General features: G+C 52.0%; 13 protein-coding genes. 8 read left to right on the top strand and 5 right to left on the bottom strand.

Going from position 1 to position 14,855, the window contains the following annotated elements; all coding sequences use genetic code 11:
* Positions 1–61: 61 nt before the first annotated feature.
* Entirely contained in the window at positions 62–379 is a 318-nt protein-coding gene (locus D3879_RS19685; protein ID WP_119955288.1) for a YqfO family protein, read from the bottom strand.
* A 109-nt stretch (positions 380–488) separates the two neighbouring features.
* Between D3879_RS19685 and D3879_RS19690 the strand changes: the two genes are divergently transcribed.
* The 6 genes from D3879_RS19690 (at position 489) to D3879_RS19710 (ending at position 6,565) form a co-directional block, all read left to right on the top strand.
* A complete protein-coding gene (locus D3879_RS19690) occupies positions 489–2,003 on the top strand; it encodes a tyrosine-type recombinase/integrase (protein WP_119955290.1) in 1,515 nt (504 codons plus the stop codon).
* 1,149 nt (positions 2,004–3,152) lie between these two features.
* On the top strand, positions 3,153–3,338 hold the full coding sequence (locus D3879_RS19695) for a hypothetical protein (RefSeq protein WP_119955284.1): 186 nt from the start codon (positions 3,153–3,155) through the stop codon (positions 3,336–3,338).
* A gap of 308 nt (positions 3,339–3,646) precedes the next feature.
* Entirely contained in the window at positions 3,647–3,829 is a 183-nt protein-coding gene (locus tag D3879_RS26375; RefSeq protein WP_147411176.1) for a hypothetical protein, read from the top strand.
* Between the two features lie 350 nt (positions 3,830–4,179).
* Positions 4,180–5,442: a primase-helicase family protein gene (locus tag D3879_RS19700; RefSeq protein ID WP_119955931.1), complete on the top strand. Its 1,263-nt coding sequence runs from the start codon at positions 4,180–4,182 to the stop codon at positions 5,440–5,442.
* A gap of 330 nt (positions 5,443–5,772) precedes the next feature.
* Positions 5,773–6,294, top strand: a complete 522-nt coding sequence (locus D3879_RS19705; RefSeq protein ID WP_119955932.1) for a hypothetical protein — start codon at positions 5,773–5,775, stop codon at positions 6,292–6,294.
* A 1-nt stretch (position 6,295) separates the two neighbouring features.
* Positions 6,296–6,565: a hypothetical protein gene (locus tag D3879_RS19710; protein WP_119955933.1), complete on the top strand. Its 270-nt coding sequence runs from the start codon at positions 6,296–6,298 to the stop codon at positions 6,563–6,565.
* 527 nt (positions 6,566–7,092) lie between these two features.
* On the opposite strand, the gene D3879_RS19715 is transcribed toward D3879_RS19710, so the two are convergent.
* Both D3879_RS19715 and D3879_RS26380 read right to left on the bottom strand, forming a co-directional pair.
* On the bottom strand, positions 7,093–8,055 hold the full coding sequence (locus D3879_RS19715) for a hypothetical protein (RefSeq protein ID WP_119955934.1): 963 nt from the start codon (positions 8,053–8,055) through the stop codon (positions 7,093–7,095).
* A gap of 53 nt (positions 8,056–8,108) precedes the next feature.
* On the bottom strand, positions 8,109–8,432 hold the full coding sequence (locus tag D3879_RS26380) for a hypothetical protein (protein WP_147411192.1): 324 nt from the start codon (positions 8,430–8,432) through the stop codon (positions 8,109–8,111).
* A 368-nt stretch (positions 8,433–8,800) separates the two neighbouring features.
* Here D3879_RS26380 and D3879_RS19720 point away from each other — a divergent pair, with 368 nt between their 5' ends.
* On the top strand, positions 8,801–9,361 hold the full coding sequence (locus D3879_RS19720) for a recombinase family protein (protein WP_119955935.1): 561 nt from the start codon (positions 8,801–8,803) through the stop codon (positions 9,359–9,361).
* A 491-nt stretch (positions 9,362–9,852) separates the two neighbouring features.
* Positions 9,853–10,044: a hypothetical protein gene (locus tag D3879_RS19725; RefSeq protein ID WP_119955936.1), complete on the top strand. Its 192-nt coding sequence runs from the start codon at positions 9,853–9,855 to the stop codon at positions 10,042–10,044.
* A gap of 241 nt (positions 10,045–10,285) precedes the next feature.
* Here D3879_RS19725 and D3879_RS27665 read toward each other — a convergent pair whose 3' ends face one another.
* Both D3879_RS27665 and purL read right to left on the bottom strand, forming a co-directional pair.
* Positions 10,286–10,693: a CDGSH iron-sulfur domain-containing protein gene (locus tag D3879_RS27665; RefSeq protein ID WP_338014896.1), complete on the bottom strand. Its 408-nt coding sequence runs from the start codon at positions 10,691–10,693 to the stop codon at positions 10,286–10,288.
* Positions 10,644–14,540 (bottom strand): phosphoribosylformylglycinamidine synthase, encoded by a 3,897-nt coding sequence (purL, locus tag D3879_RS19735; protein ID WP_119955938.1) that lies wholly within the window; start codon positions 14,538–14,540, stop codon positions 10,644–10,646. Before purL ends, D3879_RS27665 begins: the two co-directional genes overlap by 50 nt.
* Positions 14,541–14,855 lie beyond the last annotated feature (315 nt).

A 14,855-nucleotide genomic window follows, 5' to 3' on the forward strand; every position in this document is an offset into this window, starting at 1 on the left:
GTTCCCCCCTACATCAAACAGCAAAAAGGCGCCCTCGAGCGCCTTTTTTGCTGGATGCATTTCAGAAGACCAAGTCCGACAAGCGCCACACCTCGAATGCCGGTGTCTCGTAGGGATGCGCCGTGCGCAACGCCTTCACCGCGTCGTGGATCAACTCGTCAGCCACCACCAACTCGACTTTCCACTCTGCCACTTGCTCGAGCAGACCGGCCTGACCGATGAACGGCTGACTGCCCGCCAGCGGCCGGAACTGCCCCTGCCCGAGGGCCTGCCAGCAGCAACTGTCATAGGCGCCGATACGCCCAGCACCAGCGGCAAAAACAGCATTCTTAACAACGTCCAGATGAGTTTCCGGGACATAAAAACACAGTTTGTACAATATTGCACCTCCAGCCCTGCAAACACCGGCCATTCAAGGGTTTTGATATATTTTGGGTAGAAATATTGGGTAGAATTGGTGGGTAGAATCCCCCTCCAGTGGTGTCATTATGCCAGCAAAATCCAATCACCTTGTGCAGCGCTCCACAACGTGGCATGTCCGCATAGATGTACCCGCCGACCTCCGCCACGCCTTTGGTAATCGTCGAATCCTTAGCAAATCCTTGAAGACTGGCGACAAGATGCTGGCCAAGACCATTGCCACTCAAGTGATTGGACAATGGAAAGCTTCATTTAGATCAATACGTGACGCCAAGCTGGCTAAGGGGGACGCATGGCGCGAGGAATTGGCAGACAATGCTAAAGCTCTAGGTGCAAGAATCGACAACAGCCTGCTATCAGCGATCAAGAACAAGCCCCACCCTAGCGATCCATTCTTTGCACTGTCCGAGGCAGAACAGAATGCAAAACTATCCGAGGCAGCCGCCGACCTAGCTAAAGTCGTGGCCCTCCTTTACAGGGATGGTGCAACCAGCCTCCCCTCTGAATTGATCCCCAGCTTGGAAGCTGCCCAAAAGGGCGACAGTATTGGCTTTCTCAGCTCAGCACTTAGCACCCTTCCAACCGCCCAATCACAGATCATTGCCAGACACTACAACCTGTCTCCCACCGAGGCAGCAGAAGCCCTTTCAATAGCTATCGATCCCAAGACCTATAAACCCAAGTCACCAATCAGCGCGGGTGCCATTGCAGCATTCAGGCAGCATTACGAAAGCCAGAACGACAACGCCCGCACTACCGCCGTACTCATCAGCAAGCTAGAAGCCTTCTCCTCATACCTGACCACACAGGTCAAGCCGCTGACGTTCGATACAGTGGCCGAGTACCTGGACACGATCAGCGACAAGCGCCAGACAAGGCAGGGCCACCTATGGGCCTTGCGCAAGTGGCATAAGTACGCCTGCCGGTATGTTCAGACCTACCGTGATCAGTTCGCCCACCTCCCCAGTCCATTCGCAGAACACACCCACGCAAGGGTAGGCAAGGCCGGGGGTGAATCATGGGAAGCGTACACACGACAGGAAGCAGAACAGCTACACGCCGCAGCAGTGGCCAAGGGCGACCAAGAATTAGCCGACCTAATCAAGTTTGCTTGTCTGACAGGTTGCCGGATTGAAGAGATTGGACGAATCAGCACCAGCACCACCGTGTTTGACGATAACCACCAGCCAATCGCTTTTAACGTGGAAGATTCAAAAACTGCCGCAGGTATCCGAACACTACCAATCCACCCGTCATTGCTCCCGCTGTACGTCCAGCGCCTCAAACAGACGAAGGATGGGTTCTTGTATGCAGCTAAACCAGATGCAGCCGGTAAACGCCTGAACGGCCCACAGCAACGGTTCACCAAGCTCAAGAAGGCCGAAGGGTTCACAGATCGCCACGTTTTCCATAGTTTTCGCAGCAGCACGGCAACGCAGCTAGAACAAGCCGGGGCCAGTCCACTGGTTATCTCAAGCATTTTGGGTCATCGCCGTGGAAGCATAACCTTCGACGTTTACAGTGCAGGCGCTTCACTTGGGCAGAAGGCCGAGGCAATCAAGCTACTTGAGTTCAATTTCTAACCCAGCACCAGCACACAGGCTAAACATGCCCCATCTTCCCCTATAACGTAGGGAAAATGGGGCTCTAAAATCGTTTTCTCGCTTTCTCCGTGTCCGACAACACCAAAACAAGAGAACGCGCAAAACACACTGTTTTTCCCGTATGTTTGTATTTCGTATGGTAGTGAAGTTATCCACAGAGTATGTAAAGTTTATAGAAATAGCTTTACAGAATTTCAGACCACTGTAGAGTGCTCTACCCGCTTTTGAAAACACCACAGATCGTAGTAGCGGTGTATGATCCACCGCAGATGCTCAGGTAAATAGAGTAGAATGTAAGAAAGTAGAGAAGATTAAGATCAACAGCGGTATAGCGTTAAGACAAATAGAGACAGAGATTGTGTTAAATTTCCGCTCTTGCGGGTGATCTTGGTTGCGTAATCGGCAAAAGAGATTGTATTAGCAGTACCGTTCGTCGCATATTGAAAAATAATGAATTCAATCAAATATGGCTGCGAGCCTTTAGATATGCGGGTTTCACTTGTTTAGTATATGTAAGTTAGTTTTCACCCTATTGCAATTTCGTTTGTAAGTATGATACTTTAAACTGACTGAATAAGATAAAGGTTTGGTGCAAGTATTCCGCAATGGACTTCCTACAATAGCTCTGTCCTTTCGCTCTATCCTCTTGATTCAAACTGTAATACCTCCTCTTCGCTTCACCCTCTGCTGTAAACAAACGCTGTCACTTACAAGACTGCCAGCGTAAATCAAAAAACTGTAGCCTCGACTTTCCCACTCTGTGGGTTTTGTCGTTCTTGGCGTTAGATACCGATAGACCTACAGTTATTTTGTTATCGCCATTACACACTGGCATTCAGGTTACCTCATCCCTTCCGGGTGTTGGTGTGTTCTGGCGTTTTGTTTACCTTTAATTCGTTATTCCACCCATACAATCTAAACATCACCATTAAAACGGAGGCCTATTTATGGCTGTTATTACCATTCGAAACTGCCTCATGTGCAATGCCGAAATGCAATGCACCAGGGCAAGTAAACTAATCTGCTCAAACGTCTGCCACAGCAAAATGCACAAATTCCGTGTAAAACTCGGCCTAACAAATTCCGAAATGCTCGACATTCTTAAACAACAACAAAAGGAAAATGAAAATGACTCCACCGCAACAAAATAAGCACTACCCGAGCACACCCCGCGTAAGGCTTCACCGTGCACGCCGAAAGCTACAGCTTACTTTTAAAGACTTGTTGTTCAAGCTTGATACAACTGAACAGCTTTTCACCCTTCAAGAGCAGATTGAACAGCTTTTGATTGAAGCAGAATCAAACCAGCTCTAAGCACCCCTCTAAACATCGATCAAAACAGCATTGTTATTAGTGTTTTTCAACACTAATTTCATCGAACACATCCAAGACAAGCCAACTACAGCTTATTCAGTGTGCGGGATTTTATCGCCTATAAACAAAGGATTTAACAATGAGATCAGATTATCTGTATATCGGTAATGACGTATTCAGTAAAGAGTTGATGCTAATCAGCTTGGAAAACCTCCACTACCTGCAACGCCAAGCAATTCTACTGGGCAAGTCGCCAAGTGAATTGGTTAATGAATTTATCAACCACAAGAAGAAGGAGGTAGAAGTTAATGAGTAAACGTAAATGGCCAGATGGTTCAATTCGTCGGCATCAATCCTTCCGTTTATACATCGACACTGAGGCTCTCAAGCGTCTTGAAAACTTACCAGATACAGAACACCCATCCTTAAGCTACCTAATTAATGAATTGCTTGAAGACTATCTAACAGAAAAGGAAAATACAAAACAATGAGCGTTACACATTACGCCAGCGGTGAACCACGAAAATATAGGACTTGCCGCATTTGCTTAAGCATGAAGTTTGTAAGTGAATATGAAGCCATTGAAGGTGACAAGCCTCCGTTGTCAGGTCTTCTGAATGAGCTACTGGAAGACTGGATTATTACTGAACAACTGAAAATCGAATTTAAGAAGGTGAACAAATGAAATCTAGCATCCGAATCACCCTTAGCGAGCGCTGCACACAAGAGTTAATCAAACTTATGAACCAACTCGATATCGACAGCCCCACCCACTGCGTCAATACCATCATCACTGAATACTACAAAAACCATTGTCTATCCCTGAAAGAGGAAAATTCTAATGAATCAAGCAACACCAGCACCAACCAATAACAACAAAGCAATTGCTGCCGTAAAATCTCGTTTTGTTCGCCTACCATCTGCTAATACCTACCCTCGTTTCCGTGACATTATCACAGGTATTGAGCAAGCAGACGCCGCCATTCTTTGCCATTACTACCGCAAGCATAGTAATAGTGCTGACAACACCCCTGAGGCCCAATATCTCGTTAACTGCCTTGAGTGGGTATATGGCGAAGGCTTCCAGCCTAATGCTGGCAATGTAATCAATGGTGGTTTACTAAACCTTTGGAAGCCTTCCAGCATTCAACCAAGCGGCCAGCTTGTTAAGCCTGAACAAGTACAACCATTCTTAGAATTCCTACGCCGCTGGTTTCCTAATGACCTTGAACGTCAGTATATGGGCTGGTGGCTCTCTCACACAGTACGCAAACCAGAAGTTAGAATTATCGCCACGCCAGTATTGAGAAGTGAACACGGCATAGGTAAGGGGTTTTTAGTTGAGACTCTGCTTTCTACCCTACTCGGTAAATCTTCTGTAGCGGTATGCGGCCTAAAGGACGTTGTAGGCGATTTTAACGACGTTGTAGAAGGTAAGACGCTGCTATTGATCGATGAGGTGTACAAGAGCAAAAAAAGCACTACAGACGCGCTCAAGAGCTTCCAGGGCAACGCCACTATCCCGCTGCACAGAAAGCACAAGCCAACGATCACCATTGATAACTATCTGAATTTCATCATCACCAGTAATGACCACTTACCGCTAATACTTGAGAAAGGCGATCGCCGCTTTTGGATTCCCGGTTTTATCACTCATAAAGAATCAGTCACCGAGACAGCCGAATTTATCAACACGGTGTTGAAGCCTTGGCTACAGAATGAAAATGGTTTTCAGCTTGTGCGGGATTATTTGGAGCAAGTGGATTTGTCGAAATTCCGCCCAACTGATGCACCACCTATGACAACCAGTAAGCAGGAACTTATGGGCTTTAGCACTACTGACAAGCTGGAAGAGGTGTTAGCGGACGTTGTAGAGGCTAACAAAGTGCTGACCGTTAAGTGGGTGAAGGATACTTATGGTGGTGATTTTGAGCATGGCTTGTCTGAGATGGCCATTGCTAACGCCTTGCTTGCAATCGGTTGTAAGCAGCGCCGCACTAAAACCTGCCGGTTCTACATTACTCCCGCTGGCTTTGAGTCGGGGATGTCGTTGGAATCAGGCACTAAAGAACTTGAGAAGGGTATGCCCGCACGGGGTTTCTAAGCAAAAGGTGACACTAAAAGGTGACAGGGTGACAGGTTGGGTGACAGGTTGGTGTTATAGGTGTCACCTCTGTAAAGCCCAGTATATGCGGGCTGTAGAGGAAAGGTGACAGGGTGACAGCTTTACAGCATCTTTTTCTAATTAGATGTTAGTAAGTCAATAAGAGCGAAGCGATTATTGACGTAAGCGAAGCGAAAGCTGAGCGTAAGATTCTTTCCCGCCCCTCAAAGGCACATCTAAACAAACAACTAAACCAAAAGAATTTGATTCATCAGAATCAATGCACGGGAGCGCTTTGCTCCAAATTCAATAAAAAGAGGTATTACAAATATGAGCAACAAACAAGTAGTTAAGCAAGCAATGGTATTCAGTCAAGCTGAGCTTGAGCAACGTCAAGAAGTAGCCAAAGAACGGATTATCTCCGGTTATTACCAAGAATACTCCCACACTGGTGGTCGCTGGGTATTCCCCGCCGCCGCACCAACTGAAAGTTTCTCCAACTTTGAAGCATTCCTTGATTTTGTAGGTGAGATGGCCGTAAAGGGCATTAAACGCTTTCCGCACGAATCTCCTTGGCACAGCCCTACACTTTGGCAAGTGACATATTACAAGCCAGACAAAGATATTGCAGAACTGATCGAACAAAGCAATCAGGAAGTAGAACAAGCCTACCGCCAAGAGGTTGAAGATTTTAATCAAGCTCAAATCGACCTGCTGACAGAACAGCTATTTGAACAAGAAAAGCGTAAGCAACAGAAGTTGATCGAAGAGAAAGAAGCCAAACAGCTTGCAGCAGCCCGTGTCGAGGCTGAGAAGTATGTTAAATCCCAGCTTGCAGCAGGTGCTAAGTAATATGTCTAATCTAATGAACATCCTTAAAGCAAAACACCACCCCGAGCAATACGCAGCAGAACAAGCCAAAAAGAAACAGGAAACAGCTGAGCTACTCGCATTTGTGGACGGGGTGCTTGCAGAGCATAATCGAAAGAAGGCCGAGGAAGAACAGGACACAGAAGATAAAATTCTCTTTAAGTCTGATCCATCCTCGCCGACTAGCTTCATCCCCACCGAGAAGGGGCACCAAGAATTGAAAGAGTCGATCAAGAAACTCTTTCATCGCTAGTCGACGATATTAGCAACACAATATATAGATAGAAAAACAGATAAACAATTAGGCAGCCACCTCTGGAGACCCCATGTAAACTGGCCTTGATAGCATTCTTGCTAAACCGGATAGCTTCTCCCTACACAATATATTGTGTTTTCAATCAAACAAAACAGCTCAGCCTAAAAACCTGGGCTGTTTTTACATCAAATGGTTAAATTTACAATGCCCAACACTAATTATTGGCATGTGCTCAACACTTTCTTGAAGCTCACGAACACCATTGCTCTAGGTCTGATCTGTTTTCTTATCTACAACCCTCAACCCCAAGCAGAAACACCTAGCGACCTGTCGGCTGTACACAAGCGGATAGACGGACTCATAACATACAGTGACTCTAGAATTAATGGAGTTGCAGATAAGCTAGATACCTCCATCTCAAGACTGGAATCTAGACAGTCCATCATCGAGCAGAAGATTAAAATCATTGAAGAACGGAGGTTTAAATGATTTTAATCTGGTGAATCATCGAATGTCTTAACGGGTTAAAGTCTACATCTAAATAGGTAATAGATAAATCCGCCTGCAAGGGCGACGCTGTGTACAGCTCCAAAAAGTAGCGAGTAGGTGAGTAATGCGGGATCAGTAAGAGTGCTTGAGTAAATAGCTAATCCTGCCCATATCGCAAGCAAGATAGGCCCAAGGAGTATTGCAAAAACTCGTAACGGGGTGGAGGTGCACTGCCATTTAAACTTAAGTTCTGCGAGCAGTGGAAGGCGTGCTGATGAGTATTCTAACCAGACCTCTTCATACGCAAGGGTTTTCTGACTAACCATACTTTCTTTTTCCTTTAGTGCAGAGTTTACATTTGCTGCCTGATTTCGGATCTTTTTAACAATCTCCCCTTGCTGCCGGAGAAACTCAGTAACGCTTTCGTTTCTTGAGCCCCTAGCATTGATCGCATCGCGGAGCTTTCGAAGGTTCTCTTCAAGCTTGATTTCCGCAACAAAAGACCATGCATAGCCCGGCCCTGCAACCTCAAATTCAAGTTGGCGAGTATCTATTTCGCGTATTTGTGTTTTTACTTCGTTCTTACGCGTGGCAAGCACGCCAGCAGCAGCGCCTACAGGCCCCAGAAGCACGCCACCGACTATCCCGCCACCTAAGCCGCTTTTCTGCTTGCTGCTAACGTCGCTCACTTGCTGGAGGCTGCCATGCTGAGTCAACTTTGCTTTGGCGTCCTTAATAGGTCCGCTGTATCCTGGAAGGTCAATCCAAAATTCATAGATTTTGATTGCTCCCTCTGATCCAAGTAAGGCTCCCCTGCCGGATTCAAGATCTTTCAAGCGAGCAAGCTCAAAGTCTAGTGTCTGCTGGAGACTGCTCAATAGCTCTTTAGTTTCTTTGTACTCAATCTGGGACGCTTTGAGGAGTTTCCGCTGATGAAGTACCTGTGCACGGAGTACCATCGCTGAGTCTTGTCGTAATTCTAGCTCTTGGGTTTCCATATCAGCATCTCCTAGCAGTTACATCGTGCTTTCTGCTGGTCTTTTCTTAGAGGCTATTTCAGTCTAATGATTTCCACATCATGGAGGGGGCGTAAACTACTCTTGTACGCCCCGTACGTGATTTTACCTACTTCAGCGCTCTCTAAATCTTCTGTAGTAGGGTCGTAGTTATCGTCGCTTGGGTGGCCTACTACTTTCTTGCCAGTGAGGATTGCAATGTTGGCTTTTGTAGCCAAGTCTCTCATTGCATCTACCCACAATGGGCTATACGGGGAAAAAAGCCGTGGATCGATTTCAACCTCTCCTTGATAAGACTCTCCAGTACCTAATCCCGGTCCTACCGTGAGCTTGTAGTACGTGTGCGAATACTCAGCCATTTCCAATCCCTCGGTTGTTTGTGGTAAGGGCAGATTGCCAGCAGCCAGCGGTTAGAAGCAAGCTGTGTCTGGCTTGCAGGCTTATGCACACACACTAAGGTAGTCACGGTGCTTCGCTCCCTCCCCATCGCGAATGCTCGCATGCCGTGGGGCATCTTTTCGTCCCTCATCCCCCCGCCTGTGCATCCAGAAGCTAACAGCAGCCGCTGCAAGCATGGAGTTCGTGTCTCGTCCTTCTGGTGTCATAAACGACCGTTTTTGAACCTACCTGTATTTCGAGCTTAACTAGTTTCACAAAATAGGGTTTGCACTTATGACACCGACAGGTATAATGAACCTACCTTTATGACACCAAAGAGGAATCAGGCATGAGCCGCTCCTTCCTTTACTGCCGTGTATCAACCGCAGACCAAACCACTGCCAACCAAGTTAAGGAAGTGAAAGCAGCCGGCTTTGATATTCAGCCTCAACGCATTGTCGAGGAGACTATCTCAGGTAGCACCAGCACCAGCGAGCGTAAGGGCTTCCAAAAGCTTCTTGAGCGTATGGAGAGTGGTGACGTTCTGGTGGTCACTAAGCTAGACCGTCTTGGCCGTAATGCCATCGACGTGCAGAGCACAGTGCAGATGCTAGAAGGTAAAGGTATCCGGGTTCACTGCCTCGCCTTGGGTGGCGTAGACCTCACCTCATCAACCGGTAAGATGACAATGGGCGTCCTCGCCGCTGTAGCAGAGTTTGAGCGTGATCTACTCATCGAACGTACCCAAGCTGGTCTTCAGCGCGCAAAGGCAGAAGGCACCACCCTTGGCCGTCCTGCTGCGACGAGCAAGGATGCAGTACAAGCACTGAGGCTTGAGGGTATGAGTCAGAGTCAGGTAGTTAAGGAACTTGGTGTAAGCCTTTCTACAGTTAAACGTCTATGGGCTTAGCCACTACCCACCAGCACAACACACCACACACAAGAAAGCCCCTTAGTCGGGGCTTTTCTATTGCGGGAAATAGAGCCATTTGAAGGGCTTTCAACATCACCCAAGCCCCTGCACGGAATGAAGCCAATCCCTTCAGTCTGAACGCTCTAGCCCCTGATAAATTGGGTTAATGCCCCATGCCTGGGCTACGTCAGCGGGTACAGCAGAGAGGGGCGACGATATTTGATTATCCTGTGACCGCACCACCCGACGCCCGTCCGTATAGCTTGACGATGGGTCGCCCGCGCCAAGTAAATCAACAGAACCATTCCCCAGGTGCATCGATATTTTCAGCCCATCCCCTACAGATTATTTCTCACAGGCACACAGGCTGAAAATTGGGGCTGGTGGTATGCCTTGCGGCAGGGGGCTATGTAGGAAGCACCACCTCTTCACGCATTATCAGCACGCAGTCAGGCGCTTCCTGACTACCACCAATCAAGGAGCGAACTGTGGGCAGACTTGCACTGACAAGGAAGGAAGCGCAGGGGCTTAGATTTACGATCAAGCCTGAGCATGTGGCAGAGCTGGGCGACCTGATCCGCGACGGCATCACCATTACCTTTATCGACTTAGATAGAAGTACAGCCAACCGGATGCATCAGGACGCTTGCAGCGATATTTTGGGTAGAAATATTGGGTAGAAAGGCTGGGTAGATAATGCAGCAAACTATTGATATATAATGGCTTTTCATAAGACCATTAAAAACACAGTTTGTACATCAAACTCTCCGCAAGGAAATGGCAGGGTAAACAGCAACCAACAAATGATGGCACTTTGCCTTGAGTCGACCAAGCGGCGCAGTTCACAAGTCTGTAATTGGACTTACCGACAGCCGCAGCGTTCAGCCAGACATAGAGCGCTTAGCCATAAGCCGCAGCAGCCTAATACCCGACCCAGAAGCGTCGCCACTTAGCGGTTAGTGAAGGTGCAGGCGGATTGTGACTGCCATCGCAATACGGCAGACGCCTGGATTGGCCGCAGCGACAGAGCAATAGATGTTGCTCACGCGCGATCGGCACGCTCAACCCCAGCGAGCAGTCGGCAGAGCAGTCAGGTAATTGCGGCGAGCTGCCGCAGGTACACAGCCGTAAGGTCGCACCCGGCTGAACCAGGCGCACCTCAGGAAGGATGGGAAGAACAGCGGGCGTTAAGGCCTGGGTGAAAGCGGCTGTATTCGGAGACCCGACGCTTTCACCCGGGCAGACCGGCGGCTTGCGCATGCCGGCGCCTCTTGACGGCTTAGTTAACCCAGACGCGAGCGTTGCGGAACATTCGCAGCCAGCCGCCATCTTCCTGCCACTCTTCCGGGCGCCAGGAGTTCTGTGCTGCGCGGAACACTCGTTCCGGATGCGGCATCATAATGGTGACGCGGCCGTCGCGACTGGTCAGGCCGGTAATCCCGCGCGGCGAGCCGTTCGGGTTGGCCGGGTAGGTCTCGGTAACCTTGCCGTGGTTATCAACGAAGCGCAGAGACACGCAGCCGGACAGATCGGCCTCAAGCAAAGCTTCCTCGCTTTCGAACTCGGCATGCCCCTCGCCGTGAGCGATGGCGATTGGCATCCGCGAACCGACCATATCGCGCAGGAAGATCGATGCCGACTCCTGCACCTGAACCATCGCCACCCGCGCCTCGAACTGCTCCGAACGATTACGCACGAAGTGCGGCCAGAACTCACTGCCAGGGATCAGTTCGTGCAGATTGGAGAGCATCTGGCAGCCGTTGCACACCCCAAGGGTGAAGCTGTCTTTGCGTTCGAAAAACGCGCTGAACGCATCACGGGCGCGGCTGTTGAACAAGATCGACTTGGCCCAGCCCTCACCTGCACCGAGTACGTCACCGTAGGAGAATCCACCACAAGCGACCAGACCTTTGAATGCTTCGAGGTCGACACGCCCGGCAAGAATATCGCTCATGTGCACGTCGATCGCGTTGAAGCCGGCACGGTCGAAAGCCGCCGCCATTTCCACCTGACCGTTAACACCTTGCTCACGCAAGACGGCAATCTGCGGACGGACGTTTTTCTTGATAAAGGGCGCGGCGATGTCCTGGTTAACGTCGAAGCCGAGTTTGATGCTCAGGCCTGGGTTGTCTTCGTCCAGCAGCGCATCGAACTCCTGCTCGGCACACACAACGTTATCGCGCAGGCGCTGGATCTGGTAACTGGTCTCGGCCCACTGACGCTGCAACAGACGACGCTGACCGGCGAATACCGGCTGGCCGTTGAAGCTGATAGCGACCTCAGCGTTGTTCACCGGCTGACCGATCACCGCAACGCAATCACCCAGACCCGCAGCGCTGAATTGCGCCAGCACTTCCGGGGTCGAGTCCTGATGCACCTGAATCACCACGCCGAGCTCTTCGTTGAACAACACGGCTGCCAGCTCTGCGCGATTGTCGGCCAGGGCATCGAGATAGATGTTCAGACCGCAATGCCCGGCGAACGCCATTTCCAGCACGGTGACCAGCAAGCCACCGTCAGAGCGGTCGTGATAAGACAGCAGGCGGCCATCGGCATTCAAACCCTGGATCACGGCGAAGAAGGCCTTCAGGTCTTCGGCATCGTCCACGTCCGGCGCCTGGCGCCCCAGTTGACCATGCACCTGAGCGAGGATCGAAGCGCCCATGCGGTTCTGCCCACGGCCCAGGTCGATCAGGATCAGATCCGTCTCGCCCTTATCCATACGCAGTTGCGGAGTCAGGGTCTGACGCACGTCGAGCACCGGAGCGAAGCCGGACACGATCAGCGACAGCGGCGAAGTCACGCTCTTCTCCGTGCCCGCATCCGTCCAACGGGTTTTCATCGACATCGAGTCTTTGCCGACCGGGATGGTGATGCCCAGTTCCGGGCACAGCTGCATACCGACCGCTTTGACCGTGTCGTAAAGACGGGCGTCTTCACCCGGGTGACCGGCGGCAGACATCCAGTTGGCGGACAGTTTGATGTCGGAAATCTTGGCAATTCGCGCCGCCGCAATGTTGGTCAGGGTCTCGCCTATCGCCATGCGCCCGGACGCCGGGGCATCCAGCAGCGCCAGCGGCGTGCGTTCGCCCATGGCCATTGCTTCGCCGCTATACACGTCGAAGCTGGTGGCGGTCACGGCGCAGTCGGCCACCGGTACCTGCCAGGGGCCGACCATCTGATCGCGCGCTACCAGACCGGTGATAGTGCGGTCGCCGATGGTAATCAGGAAGCTTTTGCTGGCCACGGCCGGGTGGCGCAGCACGCGCTCCACGGCCGCGTCGATATCCAGGGTCGAGGCATCGAAGTCATCGCCCAGCTCGGCTTCTCGGCTCGCCGAACGGTGCATGCGCGGTGCCTTGCCGAGCAGCACTTCCAGCGGCATGTCCACGGCATTGTTGCCGAAATGGCTGTCGGCCACAGTCAGCTGCGGCTCTGCAAGGGCCTCGCCGACCACTGCAAACGGGCAACGCTCGCGCTCGCAGATCGCTTTGAAGCGTTCGAAGTCCGCCGCATCGACCGCCAGCACGTAGCGTTCCTGGGATTCGTTGCACCAGATTTCCAGCGGGGCCATGCCCGGCTCGTCGTTTGGCACCGCGCGCAGTTCAAAACGGCCGCCACGGCCAGCATCGTTGACCAGTTCCGGGAAGGCGTTGGAGAGACCACCGGCGCCAACGTCATGAATGAAGCTGATTGGGTTGTGCTCGCCGAGCTGCCAGCAACGGTCGATCACTTCCTGACAGCGGCGCTCCATCTCCGGGTTTTCCCGCTGTACCGAAGCGAAGTCCAAATCTGCCGAACTGGTGCCGGTGGCCATCGAGGAGGCTGCACCGCCACCCAGGCCGATCAACATCGCCGGGCCGCCGAGCACAATCAGCTTGGACCCCACGGTAATCTCGGCTTTCTGCACGTGTTCGGCGCGGATGTTGCCCATGCCCCCAGCCAGCATGATTGGCTTGTGGTAACCGCGGACTTCTTCGCCACGCGGGGTAGTGATCGCCTGCTCGAAGGTACGGAAGTAGCCGGTCAGTGCCGGGCGACCGAATTCGTTGTTGAACGCCGCACCGCCAAGCGGGCCTTCGATCATGATGTCCAGCGCCGTGACGATGCGCTCGGGCTTGCCGTACGGGGTTTCCCACGGCTGTTCGAAACCCGGAATTTGCAGGTTGGAGACGGTGAAACCGGTCAGGCCGGCTTTCGGCTTGGCTCCGCGCCCGGTGGCACCTTCGTCGCGAATCTCGCCGCCGGAACCCGTCGATGCACCGGGGAACGGCGCGATGGCGGTCGGGTGGTTATGGGTTTCCACCTTCATCAGTATGTGTACCGGCTCCTCGACCGCGCCGTACTGGCGGGTTTCTGGATTCGGGAAGAAACGTCCGGCGACCGAGCCTTCGATCACCGCAGCGTTGTCCTTGTAAGCCGACAAGACCCCTTCGCCGTGCATCTGGAAGGTGTTCTTGATCATGCCGAACAGGCTTTTTTCCTGATTCTCGCCGTCGATATCCCAGCTGGCATTGAAGATCTTGTGCCGACAATGCTCGGAGTTGGCTTGGGCGAACATCATCAGTTCGATGTCGTGGGGGTTGCGTCCCAGGCTGGTGAAGCTGGTCACCAGATAGTCGATCTCGTCTTCCGCCAGGGCCAGGCCCAGCTCGACGTTGGCTTGCTCCAACGCCGCACGGCCGCCGCCGAGGACGTCGACCACGGTCAATGGCTTGGGCTGGGCATGGCTGAACAGACCAGCCGCCTGCTCCAGGTTGTCCAGTACCAACTGGGTCATGCGGTCATGCAGGCTGGCGGCGACCAGCTCGGCCTCAGCCTCGCTGAATTCGCCAACGATGTAGTAGGCGATCCCGCGCTCTAGCCGCTGAACCTTCGCCAGGCCACAGTTACGGGCAATGTCGCTGGCCTTGCTCGACCAGGGCGAAATGGTGCCGAAACGCGGCAGCACCAGGAACAGTCGGCCGCTCGGCTCTTGTACCGGCACGCTAGGGCCGTACTTGAGCAGGCGGGCGAGCACTTTCTCTTCTTCGCCGGTCAATACGCCGGTGACCTCGGCAAAGTGGGCAAATTCGGCATACACACCGCTTACAGCGGGGACCTTCTGGGTCAGTTGCTCGAGTAATTTGCCGTGGCGGAAGGCAGAAAGGGCAGGAGCGCCGCGCAGGATCAACATCTTCGGGACAGCCTCGGGAAGGGGGATGCTTTGAGGCCGTGCATTCTAGCGCAAACCGCCCGCCAAGGCACTCGTGACGGGTACTCTGCTGGTGCTGCGGCGTGAGTACCTCGACACACAAGGTTCGGACAAATCCTGGCGGCGTCTTTTGCCGCCATATGGCGTTGCCACGGAACAAAGTAGCTGGGTTATGACTCATCGTGGCGCCTTGCCTGACGACGAAGTCCACTCGCCATCCCTTCGCCAATCCTATGAGTCGAGGCCCTAACAGAGAAGCGCTGCGGCTGTCGAGATGTGGCGACCTCGATCCTTTGC

Source organism: Pseudomonas cavernicola (assembly GCF_003596405.1).
GTDB lineage: Bacteria > Pseudomonadota > Gammaproteobacteria > Pseudomonadales > Pseudomonadaceae > Aquipseudomonas > Aquipseudomonas cavernicola.

What these genes read in the sequence shown, in the direction of transcription:
- D3879_RS26380 (WP_147411192.1), bottom strand. Translation starts at nt 8,432, where the DNA reads ATGGCTGAGTATTCGCACACGTACTACAAGCTCACGGTAGGACCGGGA.
- D3879_RS27665 (WP_338014896.1), bottom strand. Translation starts at nt 10,693, where the DNA reads ATGGCGGCTGGCTGCGAATGTTCCGCAACGCTCGCGTCTGGGTTAACT.
- D3879_RS19720 (WP_119955935.1), top strand. Translation starts at nt 8,801, where the DNA reads ATGAGCCGCTCCTTCCTTTACTGCCGTGTATCAACCGCAGACCAAACC.
- D3879_RS19710 (WP_119955933.1), top strand. Translation starts at nt 6,296, where the DNA reads ATGTCTAATCTAATGAACATCCTTAAAGCAAAACACCACCCCGAGCAA.
- D3879_RS19690 (WP_119955290.1), top strand. Translation starts at nt 489, where the DNA reads ATGCCAGCAAAATCCAATCACCTTGTGCAGCGCTCCACAACGTGGCAT.
- D3879_RS19705 (WP_119955932.1), top strand. Translation starts at nt 5,773, where the DNA reads ATGAGCAACAAACAAGTAGTTAAGCAAGCAATGGTATTCAGTCAAGCT.
- D3879_RS19700 (WP_119955931.1), top strand. Translation starts at nt 4,180, where the DNA reads ATGAATCAAGCAACACCAGCACCAACCAATAACAACAAAGCAATTGCT.
- D3879_RS19695 (WP_119955284.1), top strand. Translation starts at nt 3,153, where the DNA reads ATGACTCCACCGCAACAAAATAAGCACTACCCGAGCACACCCCGCGTA.
- D3879_RS19715 (WP_119955934.1), bottom strand. Translation starts at nt 8,055, where the DNA reads ATGGAAACCCAAGAGCTAGAATTACGACAAGACTCAGCGATGGTACTC.
- purL (WP_119955938.1), bottom strand. Translation starts at nt 14,540, where the DNA reads ATGTTGATCCTGCGCGGCGCTCCTGCCCTTTCTGCCTTCCGCCACGGC.
- D3879_RS26375 (WP_147411176.1), top strand. Translation starts at nt 3,647, where the DNA reads ATGAGTAAACGTAAATGGCCAGATGGTTCAATTCGTCGGCATCAATCC.